The sequence below is a fragment of the Sinorhizobium chiapasense genome (genome assembly GCF_036488675.1).
In the GTDB taxonomy this organism is placed as follows: Bacteria; Pseudomonadota; Alphaproteobacteria; order Rhizobiales; family Rhizobiaceae; genus Sinorhizobium; species Sinorhizobium chiapasense.
In genome coordinates this window covers 1,862,411-1,880,338 of the sequence record NZ_CP133148.1, presented here as the reverse complement: position 1 = coordinate 1,880,338, position 17,928 = coordinate 1,862,411, and the positions used below count along the sequence as shown (strand labels likewise).

The window sequence follows — 17,928 nt, the reverse complement described above, 5'->3', positions numbered from 1 at the left end:
TCGGAATCGATCACGTTTACGATTTTGGTTTTTCAAACCAAAATCACGTGATCTAGAACCTGATCGAGCTTCCGCTGACGCGGTTCGACCCGTTTCACGATGCCGCCTGTCGCGTCCCGCGCTTGACAGGCGGCATCGGCGTTTTTACTTGAGCCCGAAACCAAACGGGGACCAGCCTTCATGCTCCTTGAATATTTCCAGATGATCGACCGCGTCGAAACGGTGGATCTTGCGGCGGGCCGCTTGACGGCACGGTCCGTCGTTCCGGAAAAGAGCCCCGTGTTCGAGGGGCATTTTCCGGGTTATCCATTGGTTCCGGGTGTGCTCCTGATCGAGACCATGGCGCAGGCCTCCGGATTCCTCGTACTGGCCGCGACGAAATTCGCGGCGATGCCGTTCCTGATGTCGGTCGACGGCGCCAAGATGCGCACTTTCGTAGAGCCTTCTACCGAGCTTGAGATCGAGGCCGTGCTGGAGCATGAAGGATCTGGCTTTGCCGTAACGAAGGCGAAGATCGCGTCGGGCGGCAAGAAGATATGCGATGCCCAGTTGAAGCTGAGGACGATGCCGTTCGACCAGGTGCCGCTCGGCGATATCGTACGCAAACGCGCCGAGGAGCTGGGACTGATGGCCGCGACGGCCGGTTCGGAGAAGTGAAGATGACGAAATCCGCAAACGACGTGGTGATCACCGGCGTCGGCATCGTGACGAGCCAGGGGGTGGGCGTCGAGCCGCATGTGGCGCTCTTGAGCGCCGCCGAACCGCCGAAAGTGCGCGTCGAGACCGAACGTTTCGCGCCCTATCCGGTTCATCCGCTGCCGGAAATCGACTGGTCCCAGCAGATCGCCAAGCGTGGCGACCAGCGGCAGATGGAAAACTGGCAGCGCCTCGGCGTCTTTGCCGCCGGTTTGGCGCTCGACGACGCAGGTCTGAAAGACAATCTTGAAGCCTGCGGCAGCATGGACATGATTGTGGCCGCCGGCGGCGGCGAGCGCGACATCAACGTCGACTCGCTGATCGTGGACGAAGGCCTGAAGCGCAACGACCGCGAGCAGCTCCTGAACGAGAAGCTGACGACGGAACTGCGTCCGACGCTCTTCCTGGCCCAGCTTTCCAACCTGCTCGCCGGTAATATTTCCATCGTCCACAAGGTGACGGGCTCTTCACGCACATTCATGGGCGAGGAGGCCGCCGGCATTTCGGCCTTCGAAACCGCCTTCGCCCGCATCAAGGCCGGCCAGTCGAGCCACACGCTCGTCGGCGGCGCGTTTTCGGCCGAGCGAATCGATATCATCCTGCTGATCGAAGCCATCCAGGGCTGCACGGTTGGCGACTGGCATCCCATCTGGTCGCGCAAGCCGGAGGACGGCGGCGGCCTGATCCTCGGTTCGGTCGGCGCCTTCCTTGTGCTCGAATCGCGCCAATATGCCGAGGCGCGCGGCGCCCGCATCTATGCCTCGATCGAGGCGGTCGGCGGCGATCGCGGCAGCCGCCAGGATGGGCGGCTCGAGGCACGTCTTGCCGATCTCGCGGCGCCGGCGGCCGCGTTCGAGCCGCAATCGACCGTCGTCTTTTCCGGAACCTCGGGTTTCCACGATCTTACCCGCCGTGAGAAGGCATTTCTTGAAACGGAACTCTCCGGTCGACCGGTTCGCGCTTATGGCGGTCTCGTCGGGCATGGCATCGAGGCACAGTTTCCGGTGGGCCTGGCGCTTGCGGCGCTCTCTCTCGGCCACGCGGCAAAAGTCCCGCCCTTCGATCCCGATGCTGAAGCCGCGATGACGGCACCGGCCAGGACGGCGATCGTCACGACGATCGGCCACGCCCGCGGCGAAGGCGTCGCCGTGCTTTCTGCGGAATAAGGGGGCTCGAACCATGAGCAAGGCATATACGGATCATCTCGGCCGCCCGATCGTCGCCGTTACCGGCATGGGCGTCATCACCTCGCTGGGCCAAGGGCTCGAAGACAACTGGGCGGCGCTTTCCGGCGGCGTTTCCGGCATCCACAAAATCACCCGCTTCCCGACCGAGGGGCTTTCGACCCGCATCAGCGGGACGGTCGATTTCATCGAGTTGCCGGCCGAAAATGCGGTCGAGCGCTCCTATGCGATGGCGCGGGAAACAACGCTGGAGGCCTTGGCGCAGGCCGGTCTTTCCGGCGATTTCAACGGTCCGCTGTTCCTGGCTGCTCCGCCGATCGAGCCTGAGTGGAGTGCACGCTTCGAGCTTGCCGACCGTTCACCGCCGTCCGAGCGCCCGGGCGACGCCTACAACCGCTTCCTCGCCGCAATGCGTCAGAAGGCGGATCCGGTGTTTCACGAGGCCGTGCTCTTCGGCTCGATCTCGGAGCGCCTTGCCGACCGCTTCGGTACACGCGGCCTGCCGGTCACCCTTTCGACGGCTTGCGCTTCCGGTGCGACGGCGATCCAGCTTGGTGTCGAGGCGATCCGCCAGGGCCGTACCGATCGCGCCTTGACGGTCGCGACCGACGGCTCGGTCAGTGCCGAGGCACTGATCCGCTTCTCGCTGCTCTCGGCGCTTTCGACCCAGAACGATCCGCCGGAAAAGGCTTCGAAGCCTTTCACGAAGGATCGCGACGGCTTCGTCATTGCGGAAGGTTCTGCAACACTGGTACTTGAATCGCTGGAGGCGGCAATCGCACGCGGAGCGCGCATCTACGGCATCCTCAAGGGTTGCGGCGAAAAGGCCGACCTCTTCCACCGCACGCGCTCGTCGCCGGATGGCGGCCCGGCGATCGCGACGATCCGCGCCGCGCTCGAGGACGCCGGCATCGACGAGAGCGGCATCGGGTACATCAATGCCCACGGCACCTCGACACCGGAGAACGACAAGATGGAATATTTGTCGATGTCGTCCGTCTTCGGCGACCGGCTGCCGACAATCCCGGTTTCGTCGAACAAGTCGATGATCGGCCATACGCTGACGGCGGCCGGTGCGGTCGAGGCGGTCTTCTCGCTCCAGACGATGCTGACCGGCACGCTGCCGCCGACCATCAACTACCAGAATCCCGATCCGGCTATCGTTCTCGATGTCGTGCCGAACGTGAAGCGCAGCCAGCAGGTCACTGCCGTGCTGTCGAACTCCTTCGGCTTCGGCGGTCAGAATGCCAGCCTTGTCATGACCGCCGAGCCGGCTTGAGGATGGCAGCGAAATGCCCCCTCCGGCCTGCCGGCCATCTCCCCCACAAGGGGGGAGAATAGATGTAGCGCCCTTTGCGCCTCCAGCGAACGTCCCGCTTGCGGAAAGGTTTCAGTCGGAGCGAGGGGCAGGCCGCTTGCATTCTCCCCCCCTTGTGGGGGAGATGGCCTGCCGGCCAGAGGGGGTAGCGACCTAGCCGCTCGATAACAAAATATCTGAAGGAAAGATCATGCGCGCCCTGCAACTGCTCGATGACCGCAAGCTTGAAATCACAGACCTCCCGGAGCCGGAAACGCCGGGTCCCGGTGAAGTCACGCTTCGCGTCAAGGCCGTCGCGCTCAACCACATCGACGTCTGGGGCTGGCGCGGCATGGCCTTTGCCAAGCGCAAGATGCCGCTGGTGATCGGCGCGGAAGCGTCGGGCGTGGTCGAGAGCATCGGCCCCGGCGTTGCCAATGTCCTGCCCGGACAGCTCGTTTCGATCTACGGCGCGCGCACCTGCGGGCTCTGCCGCCCCTGCCGCGAGGGGCGCGACAACCTCTGCGAACACGTGGGCGGCGTGCACGGCTTCCACCTCGACGGTTTCGCGCAGGAACTGGTGAACTTGCCGGCGCGTCTTCTCGTCCCAGCGCCTCCGGGCGTCGACGCTGTCGGTGCGGCGCTGGCGCCGGTCACCTTCGGCACGGTCGAGCACATGCTCTTCGACAACGCCAAGCTCGAACCGGGCGAAACGATCCTCGTCCATGCCGGAGGTTCCGGCATCGGCACGGCTGCGATCCAGCTTGCCAAGAAGATCGGCTGCACGGTCATCACCACGGTCGGCTCGGATGACAAGATCGAGAGGGCGAAGGCGCTCGGCGCCGATCATGTCATCAACTACCGCACCGACCGTTTCGAGGGAGTGGTGCGCAAGCTCACCAAGAAGAAGGGCGTCGACGTCGTCTTCGAACATGTCGGCAAGGACACCTGGGCAGGTTCCATGCTGTCGATGAAGCGGGGAGGGCGTCTCGTCACCTGCGGCTCGACCTCCGGCGTTTCCACCGACATGAACCTGATGATGCTCTTCCAGCAGCAGTTGAAGCTGCTCGGCTCCTTCGGCTGCCGCATGGAGAACATGGCGAACGCGATGCAGAAGATGGGCCGCGGGCTCGTGCATCCGGTGATCGATACGGAAGTCGGCTTCAGCGACATCGACCGCGCCCTGGAGCGAATGGAATCGCGTCAGGTATTCGGCAAGATCATCCTGCGGATGGACTGAACATCGTGCGGATGGTGATCACACGGCTGGTGCTGGCCGCCAACCATTTTCGGCAATGGCTGATTGCGCAGTTCGTGTTCCTGCTGCTGACGGTGCTGAAGCTCTTTCCGCCGGACACGGCGATCAACTTCATGGACCGCGTCGCCCGCTGGATCGGTCCGAAGACCGGACGTCACAAGCTGACGCTGACCAATCTGCGCAACGCCTTCCCGGAAAAGAGCGAGGCTGAGCTTCAGAAGATCGCGCTCGACAGCTGGGGCAATATGGGCCGAATGGCGGCGGAATACGTCTTTCTCGACCAGCTCTTCGACTTCGATCCGTTTCGGCCGGAGCCGGGCAGGGTGGAGGTCTCCGGCATTCCGCTCTTCCTGGACCTGCGCGACAATCCGCGGCCCTTCATCGTCTTCACCGCCCATAGCGGCAATTTCGAGATGTTGCCTGTTGCGGGCTCGGCCTTCGGGCTGGAGGTCACGGTCCTCTTCCGCCCGCCGAACAATCCCTACATGGCGGACAAGGTGTTTGAGTTCCGCAAGTCGCGGATGGGTAACCTCGTGCCCTCCCACGCCGGTTCCTCCTTCGCGCTCGCCCGTCAGCTCGAACGTGGCGGCGGGGTTGGCGTTCTGGTCGACCAGAAGTTCCGCAAGGGGCTGAAGACGAAGTTCTTCGGTAGGGATGTGCAGACCAATCCGCTGCTTGCCAAGCTCGTCCGCCAGTTCAACTGCGAGGTCTATCCGGCGCGCTGCATCCGTTTGCCCGGCGGCCGATTCCGGCTGGAGCTCGAACCGGCGATTACGATCCCGCGCAGGACGGACGGCAGCGTCGATGTCAATGCGACGGCGCAGATGCTGAACGACAAGGTCGAAAGCTGGGTCCGTGAATATCCAGGCCAATGGCTCTGGTATCACGATCGCTGGAACATCAAGCGCAGTCTTTAATCAGCGTTCGCTCGCCCAAAGAGCCGCCTTGTTGCGTACCGCGCGGTCCCGCGCGACCCGCATGGAGGCAGCCGCGCCCTCGGCGTCGCCTGCCGCAGACAGGAGCGTTGCCCGCGATTTTGCAAGCAGCGGCTCGAACTGAGCCTCTCCAAAACGCGCCACCCGTTCATCATGGCGGTCGAGCAGCGCGCGTGCATCGCTCAGACGCCCGACCGCCACATAGGCGTCGGCAAGTATGCTTGCAAAATAGGCCTGCCAGTTCTCGAATCCGGTCATCGCCCAGAGGGCGGAGCCTTCCTCAATCTCATGGATCCCCGAGTCGATGGCGCCCCGTTTCACCTTGGCCCAGCCCTGGCAGATCATCGACATGGCGACAAATTCGGGAAAGCCCTGTTGGGTCGCGAATTCGATGCTCTCCTCGCTGTAGCGCGACGCACTGCGTACGTCATCGCGCAGCATGGCGGTGACGAAGTTGGCAAGCAGCGCGAACCCGTAGGCGTGCGGGCGCTTGACCAGCCTTGCGAGCTCGAGCGCCGCCTTTGCATGCTTCGCGCCCTCGGCGGTATTGCCCATGACGGTGTGTGTCAGGCCGAGATAGAACCGGCCGAAGACGCCGAACTCCTTGAGGAAGCGCATGTAGAACTCGCGGTGGAGCGTCGGGTCGTAGCGCTCGACGGTGGCGCTCAGGTGTTCGAGTGCCGTCGGATTGTCGCCGCGATGCCAGGCGACGAGGCCGCGCATCGTGTGGGCTCCGAGGTAGGCTGCGTCCGATGGCTCGGCTTCCAATATCGCGAAAATCTCGTCCGTTACCCGGTCCGCCTCGGCAAGCCTGCCGCAGGCCCAGTCATGCAGGGCGGTGTTGTAGATGACCGGGATCAGGTTGTCCGGCTTGTCACGGCCGCGCAGCAGGTCCAGCGCGCGGGCCTGGGCGGCGCCGAAGGCTGGGCTACCCGGACCGCGGGTAACCATCAGCGTCGGACCTTCGATCGCCCGCAGCCGCAGTTCGAGGTCGTCGCGCTCGCCGCCGGCCGGCAATAGCTCCGTCGCTGCCAGACCGCGGGTGATATGCGCCAGCGCCTCCGCCGCGCTGCCTTCCCCGGCCGCGGCCATAGCTGCCGTCAGGCGCCACTCGGCCGACTCCCGGTTGCGCCCCGCAGCAAGCAGGTGTTCGGCCAGCACCTCGGCGTTGATCCGGCGCCCGCCCTTGTCCGAAAGCATTGCATCGGCCACGCGGCCGTGCAGCCGGCGCCGCTCGGCAGTGCTCAGCGATCCGTATATGGCGTCCTGCACCAAGGCATGCTTGAAGCTCGCGGCCGGCTGACTGGCAGATCCCGCGCCGCGGCGAGCGATGTCGGCGGCTTCGAGGGTGGCAAGCGCCTTGTCGAAGGTCGTCCGACCGAGGGCCGACAGCGAGCGCACCAGCTGCAGGTCGAAGACGCGTCCGACAGTCGCGCCGATCCTTGCGACCCTCTGGGCATGGGGATTGAGGCGGTCCAGCTTGTTCTGCACAAGCCCCCCGAGTGTCAAGGGTACGTCACGCCGCTCCTCCGGGCCTTCGGCCTTCTCTCTCGCGCCGAGATTTTCCGCAAGCATCGAGGCATATTCCTCGACGAAGAGCGGGACGCCATCCGACTTTTCGACGATGACATTGAGCGTTTCATTGTCCATGCCGGCAGCAAGGCCGGTCGCCTTTGCCAGTTCTACGGACTGCTCATCGCTCAGTCGCTCCAGCGGCACGACCTCGCCGAGCGCGTTCAATCGACCGGCGAATGGACCCTCCGGCCGCGTCGTGCTGAGCACCGTACAGGCATGGTTTGCGGCGTTCCTCACCAGATTTTCAACGAACTCCGCCGATGTCGGGTCGATCCAGTGCACATCCTCGAAGACGAGCAGCAGCGGATGCCCGGGCACCGCCGTACTGAACACCTTCTTCGACAATATCTGGAAGGCCATGCGCCTCTTGAGCAGGATGCCGATATCGGCATTCGCCTCCTGTTCCGGACCGCTCGACGCCACGACGTCCATCAGCACTGCAGTCTGCTCCTCGTCCGTCTGCCAGGCCGATTGGAATAGCCGCCGAAGCTTGTCACGCCGCACGTCGCGCGGATCGTCGGCGTTCACGCCGGACACCCAGTCGAGATAGTCCTTCACCGGATGAAGCGACGAAAACTGATGGGTGGGTGAGCACTGCAAGGAAAGATAGCGGACGCTCTCCTGTGCCTCGCCGTGCCGGAGCGCGTCGATCAGTCGCGACTTGCCAATGCCGGGTTCGCCGACGAGTACCGCGGCGCCACCTGAGCCGCCGGCCGCGCGCGCCATTCTCTGGCGCAACAGCGCGAGTTCTCGGTCGCGGCCGATGAGTGGCGTGCGGCGCTCGCCGCGCAACGCCTCGAAACGGCTGAGCCCCTTGCGCCGCCGCGGCCGCAGCCTGAAGACAGTTTCCGGCTGCTCGAACCCCTTCAGGTCCTGTGGGCCGAGATCCTCGAAATCGAATGCCTTTCCTGCGAGCTTGCGCGTGGCGGCGCAAACGATCGCCGTGTTCGCCGAGGCAAGCACCTGCAAACGCGCCGCCTTGTTCAGGCAGGCGCCGACGACGTTCTCGCCGTAATGATCGCCCGGTTTCTGGTGAATGATGACGCGCCCGGTCGCAATGCCTATCCGGGCCGCAAGCCGCGCGCCCGCCAGTTTGCGATTGAGCTGATCGAGGTTCTGCAGGATCGTCCACGCTGCCTGCACGGCCCGCAAGGGATCGTCCTCGGTGCTGCGGGGATAGCCGAAGTAGCTGATCACGCCGTCACCCAGATAGTTCGCCACCGTGCCGTCCTGCAGCCGCGTCGCCTCCGTGCAGAGGTTGTGGTAGATGCGCAGCAGATCGCTGAATGCCTCCGGCCCGTGCTCCTCGAGGAGGGCGGTCGAACCGACGAGATCGGCGAACATCACCGTCAGTTGCCGGTGCTGCGAGGGCGTGTCGGACGGCTCCACGGACCCTTGTGCCATCAGCGCGCCGAGCCGATCGCTCGGATGACTAGTGGACGTCGACATGTTCTTGAACGAAAAGGTCGCTGCCCGCGGCGGCGTCGTAGGCGCTGAGGGCAAACATGATCAGCATGTCGTAGTCGAGGGCAACCGCGTTGTCGTTGTCGTTCTGCGGCTTTGAGCCCGGTCTGTTCTGGAACCAGTGTGCCCACATCTCGGAACCCGGCGGATACATCGGAAAGAGTGTTCCCTCGCGCGGAAATGTCTTGTTCGGTGACGGATAAAGGTTGGCGACAAACGGAAACTGCGCGGTGCCGTGACAGCTCAGACACGACGAGGCCCGCTGCACGGGAACCCGGCTACCGTCGGTCAAAAGCACGTTGTGGCGTTCCGAGACGTCGATCGGGCCGGATAACCGGCCGCCCCAACCGAGGGAAGAGAGAGCGTAGGCGGGCGCCTTCTGGTTGATCCACGTCTCCTGCAGGGGGCCACCGTTCGGATCCGTGCCGTTCGGTTCGCGCGCAAAGGCCGGGTCGTTGCCCCACATTGCGCCGAGCGGCACCAGCTTGTCCCAGGTGGTCGTGCCAGGAGCATCCCTGTCGTACACATAGGTGACGAAGACCCAGCCCGTCTGCGGGGAGACGACAGTGTCCTTCACAATGATGTCGAATTGCAGCACCCTGAGAGGCACGACCACCGCCTTGGCGTTGGTGTACGGATTGTAGTCGGGTCCCTGGAGCGACTCGACGGTCGGACGGTATACGTTCCAGATCGCGGAACCCTCGACTACAGGCCATTGCTGCGGCGTCGGTGTCACCGCAGCGGCTTTTACCACCATGCCGCCCTCGGGGAACGAGACCGCCGTCCGGTTCGGCTTGAACGGATCGGCCCAAAGTTTCTTCAGCATCGTGGCCGAGAGGGCATCGTAGTAGATGACCGTGTGGTTCTGCAGGTTGACCGTCAGGCCGGAGTCCTGAAAGGTTCCCTGCGTGATGATCTGGCCAGAAAACGAACCAAGGATGGCTTCCTGCCCGCTCTCAGGATCAGTGACGCCGTTCGGGCCTGTCGCGCCGGCGCCCTGCCAGATCATTCCATACCAGCCGTTGGCGGCGGGATCCCACGTGTCCGGTGCGTCGATCATCGCCCGCATGTTCGGCTCGAGGAAGGTCTTCAGCTTTGTCACGTAGTCGCCGGCATTTTGAATGGTCAGTGGCGCGCGCGGCGCGACCGTGAACCACTTGTTCTCGGCCCTTTCAGGATAGTTGTAGTTCAAGCTGCGATAAGGCCCGCTCCATTCGTTGTCGGTCGGATAAAGGCCATTGTTCGAGGCGTAAGGATCCGTTGCGGATGCCGGCAAGCACCACAGGGCTGCCGGGAGAAATATTGCGAGCGCTGAAATCCGAATGCAATGCCGATGAAGTTCCCGCGTCATGCGTGCCCCCTCGATCCGGATATATTCACGGATTGCAATGTATCACGGAAGATCACGCGCGCCAGCGCGATCTTCAACTGGAGGAGGTGGCGAAACATATCGCTATCCTCGCCGGCTTTAGAAAGCCGGCCCCTTCGTCCGGTGTCTCCCGACGCCGCATCATCGAGAATGCCGGGGACCCGATCGCCCGGCTTTCTCCTGTTGAACGATACCGCAATGCGTGTAAACTCATCGTTGTGGTTTGGGGCAACTGCAAGCGCTTTGGGTAACGAGCGCAACGCGGTTTCGCGTGGCATTGAGGGAAATCGTCAAAATCTGACACTGTCTGAAACACCGTCTATCTTGAAGTGCATCGACGCGGCTTTGCCGTGGGGGAATGGGGATTCGAATTGAACGCACTGATTGAGCTGTTCTGGTTCAAGTATTCACAGTTGCAGTATGCCGTAAAAGTGGCGGACGAACATCTGATCGGGATTCTGGATCGTGAGCTTGATCCTATTCTGAGGGCGGTTTACGACCAGAGGGCGACGAGCGTGGAAGACGCCCGTCTGCAGTTTCACTTCCTTATCGACATCTTGCGCGCCGAGTCGGGCGACACGTCCAGCGTTTTGCGCCATTCAAAATTGCTTCAATCGCTGATCGATCGTTATTTCGCGGCGGCGGGAGTGGCGGATCTCGCCGGCCTTGACCTCGACCGCCGGGCGAGATTGCCTAGCAAGGGGCTCGCCGACGAGGGACTGCTCAACGAGGCGATTCTCGACTGCCTCACCGACCGGATCGCCGTCATAACGCCGGACTATCGCTATCTCTACACAAACCCGGCGAATGCGAGCCATCTGGAAAGCAGGCCGATGGACCTCATCGGGCGACATATCGTCGAGTTCATCGGTCTCCAGCGCTTCGAGCAGCGGGTGAAGGCCTATCTCGACCGTTGCTTCGGCGGCGAAGTCGTCGACTACACTTTTGCCAAGAATGTCGATGCGCGCACCGTTGTGGTTCGCTGTCGGCTGACGCCTTGCCTGTCGAGCAACGGCAAGCTGATCGGCGCGATCCTGGTCATCCAGGAACATGCGGACCGGCGCAGGGCGATTGCGGCCTGAGCGTAGCGTCTCAAAGTGCTGCAGCGTCCTTTGCGCGTCTGATATGACGCACGGCGCGGTAGGGGAACAGGCGGATAGGGATTAGACCGTCGGTTTGCCACTGAGGTGCTGGACGAGGATCCCCCGCAAGCATTCCTGCTCGAAGCTGATGTGCCGTCGCACGCTGGTGAAGAAGCCGCGCAACATGTAGCCGGCGGTCTCGGCATTGACCGTCCTGTCGGCCGCGCCCAGGCGATCGAGCATTTCGGTCAGTTCCTCGGCGAAACACTCGTCTTCGCAATGCTCGTATTTCAGGCGCTCCAGCAGAGCTTGCACGGAAGCGTCGTCTGCGAAGCGTTGCTCGATCCAGGCAAAAACCCACCGTTCCTCGCCGGCATGGAGATCCCGCATCATCGGTCCGATCACCTTCGCCGCGTAGGCGCAGGTCTCGCGGTTGATCTCTTCCGGGAGGCTGTCGGCAATCGCTTCCAGACTGTCGCAGAGCGCCAGCTGGTCATGATGTGCGCCAGCCAGCCAGGCCAGCGGTTCGATCGGCGGTTCTCCTGATGTAGGGGGCCGCGTCCCGATCGATAGCGTTCGGCCGTTGATCTTTGCTCTCATGCGCTCGGGCCCTTCCACCATCGCCTCACGTTCAAGCCTCCATGCTCGCAAGGATGCGTCGAAGCGTCAGGGCCAGCCTTGATCTGAATCAAGGTTGGCGAAGAGCGATTCTGACAGATCAGGGCAGGTTGCGGCGGCCTGCGTCGTTCGGTGCACCGTCGTCAGCGATTTGAGAAAGTTGGGGGACCCAACCATGAAATATACATTCGAGATGATCGTGCTCGGGGTCGGCGCCTTCCTGGCGCTGGTTGGGGCCGGCTTCGCTCAGGACCGCCTTTTTGGCGCACATATGTGGGTGCTGTTCTTCGTGCTGCTCGGCGGAACGATCGTGCTCCTGCGACGGATCGACTTCCGCCCGGCTGTCGCAGGCAGGGCACCCCCGCAGTCGGAATATTTCGACGAGGTCGTTAAGTACGGCGTGATCGCCACGGTATTCTGGGGCGTCGTCGGCTTCCTGGTCGGCGTCATCGTGGCGCTGCAGCTCGCCTTCCCGGACCTCAACATCGAGCCATGGTTCAATTTCGGCCGCATGCGGCCGCTCCACACCTCGGCCGTCATCTTCGCCTTCGGCGGCAACGCGCTGATCGCCACCTCGTTTTATGTCGTCCAGCGCACCAGCCGTGCACGTCTCTTCGGCGGCAATCTCGGCTGGTTCGTATTCTGGGGCTATCAGCTCTTCATCGTACTGGCGGCAACCGGCTACCTGCTCGGCATCACCCAGAGCCGCGAATACGCCGAGCCTGAATGGTATGTCGATCTCTGGCTGACGATCGTCTGGGTCGCCTATCTCATCGCCTTCCTCGGCACGATCCTCGTGCGCAGGGAGCCGCATATCTACGTGGCGAACTGGTTCTATCTCGCCTTCATCGTCACCATTGCCATGCTGCACATCGTCAACAATCTGGCGGTGCCGGTGTCCTTCCTCGGTTCGAAGAGCTATTCGGCCTTCTCGGGCGTTCAGGATGCGCTGACGCAATGGTGGTACGGGCACAACGCCGTAGGCTTCTTCCTGACGGCCGGCTTCCTGGCGATGATGTACTACTTCATCCCCAAGCAGGTGAACCGCCCGATCTATTCCTACCGGCTGTCGATCATCCACTTCTGGGCGCTGATCTTCATGTACATCTGGGCCGGTCCGCACCACCTCCATTACACCGCGCTGCCCGACTGGGCGCAGACGCTCGGCATGGTCTTCTCCGTGATGCTCTGGATGCCCTCCTGGGGCGGCATGATCAACGGCCTGATGACGCTCTCGGGCGCCTGGGACAAGATCCGCACCGACCCCATCGTGCGCATGATGATCATGGCCGTTGCCTTCTACGGCATGGCGACCTTCGAAGGTCCGATGATGTCGATCAAGACGGTCAACTCGCTCAGCCACTACACCGACTGGACCATCGGCCACGTGCATTCCGGTGCACTCGGCTGGAACGGGCTCATCACCTTCGGCGCGATCTACTATCTCGTCCCGAAGCTGTGGAACCGCGAGCGGCTCTACAGCGTGCGCATGGTCAACTGGCACTTCTGGCTCGCCACCCTCGGTATCGTCGTCTACGCCGCCGTGATGTGGGTCGCCGGTATCCAGCAGGGCCTGATGTGGCGCGAATACGACGACCAGGGCTTCCTCGTCTATTCCTTCGCGGAATCGGTCGCTGCCATGTTCCCGTACTATGTGCTGCGTGCCGCAGGCGGGGGCCTGTTCCTCGCCGGGGCGCTGCTCATGGCCTTCAACGTAACAATGACGATCCTCGGACGCGTGCGCGACGAAGCCCCGATCCTCGGTGCGACGCCGGTGCCGCAGCCTGCGGAATAGGAGGACAGACCCGTGTCCATTCTCGACAAACACGCCATACTCGAACGCAACGCCACGCTCCTCCTGGTCGGCTCGCTGCTCGTCGTCTCGATCGGCGGCATCGTGGAGATCGCGCCGCTCTTCTATCTCGAAAACACCATCGAGAAGGTCGAAGGCATGCGGCCCTATTCACCGCTGGAGCTCGCGGGGCGCGACATCTATGTCCGCGAAGGCTGCTATGTTTGCCACAGCCAGATGATCCGTCCGTTCCGCGACGAGGTCGAGCGCTACGGGCATTACTCGCTCGCCGCGGAGTCGATGTACGACCACCCGTTCCAGTGGGGCTCGAAGCGCACCGGGCCGGACCTCGCCCGCGTCGGCGATCGCTACTCCAACGAATGGCACGTCCAGCACATGATCGAGCCGCGCTCGGTGGTGCCGGAATCGGTGATGCCAAGCTACGCCTTTCTGAAGGAAACGCCGCTCGAGGTGACGAACGTGGCCATGAACCTCAAGGCCAACCTGGCGGTCGGCGTTCCCTACACGGATGAGATGATCGACAACGCGGCCGCGGACCTCAAGGCGCAGGCCGATCCCAATGCCGACACGTCCGGCATCGAGGCGCGCTACCCGAAGGCCAAGCTCGGCGATTTCGACGGTGACGCGCAGAGACTGACGGAGATGGATGCGCTTATTGCCTATCTCCAGATGCTCGGCACGCTCGTCGACTTCTCCACCTACGACGACACCACCGGTTATCGCTAAGGAGGGAGCCGACATGGAAACCTACACGCTCATGCGTCATTTCGCCGACAGCTGGGGCCTCGTCGCCATGATGGTCTTCTTCCTCGGCGTCGTCGCTTTCATCTTCCGGCCGGGCGCCAAGAAGGCCGCCGATCAGGCCGCCTTTATCCCTCTGAAGGAGGACTGATCCATGGCGGACAAACACATTGACGAGATCAGCGGCGTCGAGACCACCGGTCACGAGTGGGACGGCATTCGCGAACTCAACAACCCGATGCCGCGCTGGTGGGTCTACAGCTTCTACGCGACGATCATCTGGGCAATCGGCTACGCAATCGCGTACCCCTCATGGCCGATGCTGACCGAAGCGACCAAGGGTGTGCTCGGCTATTCGAGCCGCTCCGAGGTGAGCGTCGAGCTTGCCAACGCCAAGGCGGCACAGGCCGGCAACCTGGAGCGGATCGCTTCGAGTTCGCTCGACGAAATCATTGCCGATCCGCAATTGCAGCAGTTTGCCGTTTCCGCCGGCGCTTCCGCCTTCAAAGTCAACTGTGCGCAGTGCCATGGCTCGGGTGCCGCCGGCGGACAAGGCTTCCCGAACCTCAACGACGACGACTGGCTGTGGGGCGGCAAGCCGGATGAGATCTACCAGACGATCGCGCACGGTGTTCGTCATGCCGCCGACGGCGAGACCCGCGTCTCGGAGATGCCGTCGTTTGCGGAGATGCTGGACCCCGAGCAGATGAAGCTGACGGCGGCCTATGTGGTGAGCCTCACCGGCATGCCGTCGGACCCAGCGCTGGTCGAGCCCGGCAAACAGCTCTTCGCCGATAATTGCGCTTCGTGCCACGGCGCCGACGCGAAAGGCAGCCGCGAGATGGGCGCCCCCGATCTTGCGGACGCCATCTGGCTAAAGGGCGAGGGCGAGCAGGCGATCATCAACCAGATGAAGGCGCCGAAGCACGGCGTCATGCCTGCGTGGCTGCCTCGCATCGGCGACACGACCGTCAAGCAGCTCGCCGTCTTTGTTCACTCTCTTGGTGGCGGTGAATAGGGGACAGGCACTTCGCGGCTGAGGGGCAAGAGGCCACGCGTCTTACAAGGACGCGAGGCCTCTTGTTGCGAGCGTACCCCGGACGTTGGACTCGCTATTGTTGCCGGTTCGGTTCATCATCAATTGGAACCTCGTTGGGGATGGACGTTCTGGCTATGCGCGGAACGCGGCGCGAGAAGCGCATGCCTGCGACTGCATGATCCTTAAATCGGAATCGATTTAGGGACAAAATCACGCGGAGATTCAAAGTTCTACAGGAACCTATGCGCGTCCAACTAGACGCGCGGCGCTGTAGAGAGGAGAAATCGAGATGTCACCAGAGTGGCCAATGTTCATTCTACAGTGCATCGTCGTCTTCGGCCTCGTCAGCGCGCTGTTCATCCGGTTCGGCGAGTAGCAGCCCTCTTATTGGGCCGACCAGACCGCGAGCTCGTATCCATCCGGGTCGGCGAAATGGAAGCGGCGGCCGCCGGGGAAGGAGTAGATCGGCTTGACGATCTTGCCGCCGGCTGCCTCGACCCGCCGTGCTGCGTCCTCAAGATCGTCGGCGTAGACGATGACGAGCGGCCCGCCGCTTCTGACCGGCCCGAGCGTCGTGAAGCCGCCAGTCAGGCGGCCGTCGGCGAATTCGCAATATTCCGGTCCGTAGTCGGTGAAGGTCCAGCCGAAGGCGCCGCCGTAAAAGGCCTTGCTCGCGTCGATGCTTGCCACGTTGAACTCGATGTAGTCGATGCGGCGATTGTTGCCCTTGTTGCTCATCTGCGTGCCGTTCCTCCTGTTATAGCCTTTCCGTTCACTACCTGGATTCCATTATGGACTTGAGCGTCGCCAGATCCTTTTCGACGGCCGCCGCGTCGGCGGCGAATTGCTCGTCGTTCATGTCCGGCTGCCGCAGCAGGGTGAACATGACCTCGGCGCCGTCGCCGTTCGGCACCACGCGCAATGCGTTGTGGACCTTGAGCCCGCTCTCGAGCGTCACCAGATGATCGACCACGCCGAAATCGTTGTGCGGAGCGAAGCGCACCCGCGCGTTACCGAGCGGACCGGGTGCGATCCATTCGTCGCCATCGCGGGTGAGACCGGTGGAAAGTCCGGCGGCCCAAAGCGGCATCTTCTCGTGGTCGGCCATGAATGCGTAGACCTCGCGCCAGTCGCGCGCGATCGATGTGTGGATGATCTTTGCCGCCATGGTTGCCATGCGTTCACTCCCTTTGGCTTCATGAATAGCACGTCGCCGGACGGAGGTCTTGAATGAAACGGCCAGTCTGCGCGGGCGCCAGTTCTCATAAATATATAAACCAGTATATTAATGAGATTATTTAAAGCTGTCGGTGAGTGGGGCTGATGCCTGCGAACTGCCTCTGGATCTCGCGCGGGATCCGCGATGATGATGAAATATCGTTAAGTCTTGATTTCACAAGTGTTGCACCCAATGCTTTTCTGAGACTATGCGAATAGGCAATCCGGCGTCGCGGATCTCGCACGCTTTGATGATTTTATTGCCGAAGGATGAGTGCTTCCATGAATCGGTAGCATAGACACCAATCACCAGCACTCTTGTTTTCTTCGTGAGGCCGCCGACCTCACCGCCGCGATCGATGACGGCCTGTTCGCAGTGCTTGCGCTGCCCGTAATTGAACGTCCCGGTAAAGCAGTAGCTTACACCGGGAAACGTCAGAAGGGGCGCCGGTGAGCACAAGGGGAGCGTTGTCGCCTTGAGCGTTTCGCCGAGTTCGAAATCTCGATCGGCGAATCGGCCTAGCGTGTCCAGCAGCTCCGTTTTCTCGTCTTCGTTGACGTGACCATCGGCAAGGATTTCACTAATCCGACGGTAGAGTGTCCTGAGAACTGGCTGGTCACTGGCTGCGCTGTTCGCCACCAGCCATTTCTGCAAGAATTCCACCTCGGTCTGATTGATTGCACCGTCGGCTACAAGGCCCCGCGCCAGCCCAATCAGTTCATCGATCTGTCGGCTCGTAATGCGATCGCCGCCGACCTGATTATAGAATGCATCGCTCATTTCGCACGCCTTCCCCTTTTGCGGGAAACGTTAGTCAACCACACGCTAAAGTCAATCAAGCGTCTACTGCAAGATGAAATGATGACAACACACGACGGCGCGCACTCGTGGCTTTCGCACAAAGCCTTCAATTTGGTCGTGGGATACCGGGCTTTGCTTTGTCCACGAAATAGACAAAGTCGATGCCCCTGTCGGTTGCGAAGATCTTGCCGTTCTCGCGCCTCGCAAGTTCTTGGCGAAAAAGAAAGCTAGACCAATCGTCGAATCCCCAGATGGAGTACAGATCTTCGTTCATAGGCTTCACAACGTCGTCGAAGAATTTCTTGGCATCGTCGACGGAAATCTCCTTTTGAGCCTTCAGGTGGCGGAGTGCGGTTATCTGACTCCCGTAGATATCTGAGAAGACCACTTCAAAGAGGCGAGCAACCTGCACCTCTGCAAGAGCCCGAATCAATGTGGGTATCTTCAAGCTCTCCTGATAGGATGCCAATTCGCTCTCGATCCTCTCCATCGTGGTCATTACAGTCTGCATAGGATGGTTTGTGGTGGTGCTCAGCGAGGTGGAACTTGTCTGTGTCGATTGGGCGCCCTGCAGTACTACTCCGGCTGGACCGGCAGAAACTAGATCCTTGATACGTTCTCGGATCTGGTGTCGGAACAACCAAACGAGCATGAATACGGCAAGCGGCCACGCAACACCCTTCAGAAGGTCGAAAATGGCCTTCGCCCACTCCAGCCATGCCACCGAATAAGCTGCTGCCCAGAATTCTCCCAGGCCGTCGCTCCAGTTGCCTTCCATCGTCGCCCCACGCCCAGATCTTGGAGCAGACTGTCGAAGCGCCTTTCTATTTTCAAGTC

The 17,928-nt window shown here is 62.1% G+C and carries 18 protein-coding genes; 10 read left to right on the top strand and 8 right to left on the bottom strand.

The window, feature by feature from the left end:
- Positions 1 to 180 precede the first annotated feature (180 nt).
- The 5 genes from RB548_RS08990 (at position 181) to RB548_RS08970 (ending at position 5,352) form a co-directional block, all read left to right on the top strand.
- Positions 181 to 657, top strand: a complete 477-nt coding sequence (locus RB548_RS08990) for a 3-hydroxyacyl-ACP dehydratase FabZ family protein (protein ID WP_331374585.1) — start codon at positions 181 to 183, stop codon at positions 655 to 657.
- A gap of 2 nt (positions 658 to 659) precedes the next feature.
- The gene (locus tag RB548_RS08985; protein ID WP_331374584.1) at positions 660 to 1,862 is read left to right on the top strand and encodes a beta-ketoacyl-ACP synthase; all 1,203 of its coding nucleotides are present in this window, start codon (positions 660 to 662) and stop codon (positions 1,860 to 1,862) included.
- A gap of 13 nt (positions 1,863 to 1,875) precedes the next feature.
- On the top strand, positions 1,876 to 3,159 hold the full coding sequence (locus tag RB548_RS08980; protein ID WP_331374583.1) for a beta-ketoacyl-ACP synthase: 1,284 nt from the start codon (positions 1,876 to 1,878) through the stop codon (positions 3,157 to 3,159).
- Between the two features lie 229 nt (positions 3,160 to 3,388).
- Complete coding sequence (locus tag RB548_RS08975) at positions 3,389 to 4,417, top strand: zinc-binding dehydrogenase (protein ID WP_331374582.1); 1,029 nt, start codon at positions 3,389 to 3,391, stop codon at positions 4,415 to 4,417.
- 11 nt (positions 4,418 to 4,428) lie between these two features.
- A complete protein-coding gene (locus RB548_RS08970) occupies positions 4,429 to 5,352 on the top strand; it encodes a lipid A biosynthesis lauroyl acyltransferase (RefSeq protein ID WP_331374581.1) in 924 nt (307 codons plus the stop codon).
- Here the strand turns inward: RB548_RS08970 and RB548_RS08965 are convergent, their stop codons facing one another.
- From RB548_RS08965 to RB548_RS08955, 3 genes are read right to left on the bottom strand one after another with little or no spacing between them, the layout of a single operon-like run.
- Positions 5,353 to 8,349, bottom strand: coding sequence for an AAA family ATPase (locus RB548_RS08965; RefSeq protein WP_331374580.1), 2,997 nt, complete (start codon positions 8,347 to 8,349; stop codon positions 5,353 to 5,355). It lies immediately after the preceding gene.
- A gap of 28 nt (positions 8,350 to 8,377) precedes the next feature.
- Positions 8,378 to 9,760: a hypothetical protein gene (locus RB548_RS08960; RefSeq protein ID WP_331374579.1), complete on the bottom strand. Its 1,383-nt coding sequence runs from the start codon at positions 9,758 to 9,760 to the stop codon at positions 8,378 to 8,380.
- A complete protein-coding gene (locus RB548_RS08955; protein ID WP_331374578.1) occupies positions 9,757 to 10,056 on the bottom strand; it encodes a hypothetical protein in 300 nt (99 codons plus the stop codon). The genes RB548_RS08960 and RB548_RS08955 overlap by 4 nt, the downstream gene beginning before the upstream one ends.
- A gap of 93 nt (positions 10,057 to 10,149) precedes the next feature.
- Here RB548_RS08955 and RB548_RS08950 point away from each other — a divergent pair, with 93 nt between their 5' ends.
- The gene (locus RB548_RS08950; protein ID WP_331374577.1) at positions 10,150 to 10,860 is read left to right on the top strand and encodes a PAS domain-containing protein; all 711 of its coding nucleotides are present in this window, start codon (positions 10,150 to 10,152) and stop codon (positions 10,858 to 10,860) included.
- Between the two features lie 81 nt (positions 10,861 to 10,941).
- Here the strand turns inward: RB548_RS08950 and RB548_RS08945 are convergent, their stop codons facing one another.
- Entirely contained in the window at positions 10,942 to 11,460 is a 519-nt protein-coding gene (locus RB548_RS08945) for a hemerythrin domain-containing protein (protein ID WP_331374576.1), read from the bottom strand.
- 193 nt (positions 11,461 to 11,653) lie between these two features.
- Between RB548_RS08945 and ccoN the strand changes: the two genes are divergently transcribed.
- The 4 genes from ccoN to ccoP are packed head-to-tail and all read left to right on the top strand — an operon-like array spanning position 11,654 to position 15,050.
- Entirely contained in the window at positions 11,654 to 13,273 is a 1,620-nt protein-coding gene (ccoN, locus tag RB548_RS08940) for a cytochrome-c oxidase, cbb3-type subunit I (protein ID WP_331374575.1), read from the top strand.
- A 12-nt stretch (positions 13,274 to 13,285) separates the two neighbouring features.
- Entirely contained in the window at positions 13,286 to 14,017 is a 732-nt protein-coding gene (gene ccoO / locus RB548_RS08935; RefSeq protein WP_331374574.1) for a cytochrome-c oxidase, cbb3-type subunit II, read from the top strand.
- Positions 14,018 to 14,030: 13 nt separating this feature from the next.
- Positions 14,031 to 14,183, top strand: coding sequence for a cbb3-type cytochrome c oxidase subunit 3 (locus tag RB548_RS08930; protein WP_331374573.1), 153 nt, complete (start codon positions 14,031 to 14,033; stop codon positions 14,181 to 14,183).
- Between the two features lie 3 nt (positions 14,184 to 14,186).
- Entirely contained in the window at positions 14,187 to 15,050 is an 864-nt protein-coding gene (gene ccoP, locus RB548_RS08925; protein ID WP_331374572.1) for a cytochrome-c oxidase, cbb3-type subunit III, read from the top strand.
- A 405-nt stretch (positions 15,051 to 15,455) separates the two neighbouring features.
- Here the strand turns inward: ccoP and RB548_RS08920 are convergent, their stop codons facing one another.
- The 4 genes from RB548_RS08920 to RB548_RS08905 form a co-directional block, all read right to left on the bottom strand.
- Entirely contained in the window at positions 15,456 to 15,809 is a 354-nt protein-coding gene (locus RB548_RS08920; protein ID WP_331374571.1) for a VOC family protein, read from the bottom strand.
- Between the two features lie 37 nt (positions 15,810 to 15,846).
- The gene (locus RB548_RS08915; protein WP_331374570.1) at positions 15,847 to 16,248 is read right to left on the bottom strand and encodes an SRPBCC family protein; all 402 of its coding nucleotides are present in this window, start codon (positions 16,246 to 16,248) and stop codon (positions 15,847 to 15,849) included.
- Between the two features lie 216 nt (positions 16,249 to 16,464).
- Positions 16,465 to 17,070 carry a BRCT domain-containing protein gene (locus RB548_RS08910; protein WP_331374569.1) on the bottom strand — a complete coding sequence of 202 codons (606 nt, stop codon included), beginning with the start codon at positions 17,068 to 17,070 and terminating at the stop codon, positions 16,465 to 16,467.
- A 127-nt stretch (positions 17,071 to 17,197) separates the two neighbouring features.
- A complete protein-coding gene (locus RB548_RS08905) occupies positions 17,198 to 17,869 on the bottom strand; it encodes a hypothetical protein (protein WP_331374568.1) in 672 nt (223 codons plus the stop codon).
- Positions 17,870 to 17,928: the final 59 nt, after the last annotated feature.

What these genes read in the sequence shown, in the direction of transcription:
- RB548_RS08920 (WP_331374571.1), bottom strand. Translation starts at nt 15,809, where the DNA reads ATGAGCAACAAGGGCAACAATCGCCGCATCGACTACATCGAGTTCAAC.
- RB548_RS08955 (WP_331374578.1), bottom strand. Translation starts at nt 10,056, where the DNA reads ATGCCACGCGAAACCGCGTTGCGCTCGTTACCCAAAGCGCTTGCAGTT.
- RB548_RS08965 (WP_331374580.1), bottom strand. Translation starts at nt 8,349, where the DNA reads ATGGCACAAGGGTCCGTGGAGCCGTCCGACACGCCCTCGCAGCACCGG.
- RB548_RS08945 (WP_331374576.1), bottom strand. Translation starts at nt 11,460, where the DNA reads ATGAGAGCAAAGATCAACGGCCGAACGCTATCGATCGGGACGCGGCCC.
- RB548_RS08930 (WP_331374573.1), top strand. Translation starts at nt 14,031, where the DNA reads ATGGAAACCTACACGCTCATGCGTCATTTCGCCGACAGCTGGGGCCTC.
- RB548_RS08985 (WP_331374584.1), top strand. Translation starts at nt 660, where the DNA reads ATGACGAAATCCGCAAACGACGTGGTGATCACCGGCGTCGGCATCGTG.
- RB548_RS08970 (WP_331374581.1), top strand. Translation starts at nt 4,429, where the DNA reads ATGGTGATCACACGGCTGGTGCTGGCCGCCAACCATTTTCGGCAATGG.
- RB548_RS08990 (WP_331374585.1), top strand. Translation starts at nt 181, where the DNA reads ATGCTCCTTGAATATTTCCAGATGATCGACCGCGTCGAAACGGTGGAT.
- RB548_RS08915 (WP_331374570.1), bottom strand. Translation starts at nt 16,248, where the DNA reads ATGGCAACCATGGCGGCAAAGATCATCCACACATCGATCGCGCGCGAC.
- RB548_RS08905 (WP_331374568.1), bottom strand. Translation starts at nt 17,869, where the DNA reads ATGGAAGGCAACTGGAGCGACGGCCTGGGAGAATTCTGGGCAGCAGCT.
- RB548_RS08960 (WP_331374579.1), bottom strand. Translation starts at nt 9,760, where the DNA reads ATGACGCGGGAACTTCATCGGCATTGCATTCGGATTTCAGCGCTCGCA.
- ccoN (WP_331374575.1), top strand. Translation starts at nt 11,654, where the DNA reads ATGAAATATACATTCGAGATGATCGTGCTCGGGGTCGGCGCCTTCCTG.
- RB548_RS08910 (WP_331374569.1), bottom strand. Translation starts at nt 17,070, where the DNA reads ATGAGCGATGCATTCTATAATCAGGTCGGCGGCGATCGCATTACGAGC.
- RB548_RS08975 (WP_331374582.1), top strand. Translation starts at nt 3,389, where the DNA reads ATGCGCGCCCTGCAACTGCTCGATGACCGCAAGCTTGAAATCACAGAC.
- RB548_RS08980 (WP_331374583.1), top strand. Translation starts at nt 1,876, where the DNA reads ATGAGCAAGGCATATACGGATCATCTCGGCCGCCCGATCGTCGCCGTT.
- ccoP (WP_331374572.1), top strand. Translation starts at nt 14,187, where the DNA reads ATGGCGGACAAACACATTGACGAGATCAGCGGCGTCGAGACCACCGGT.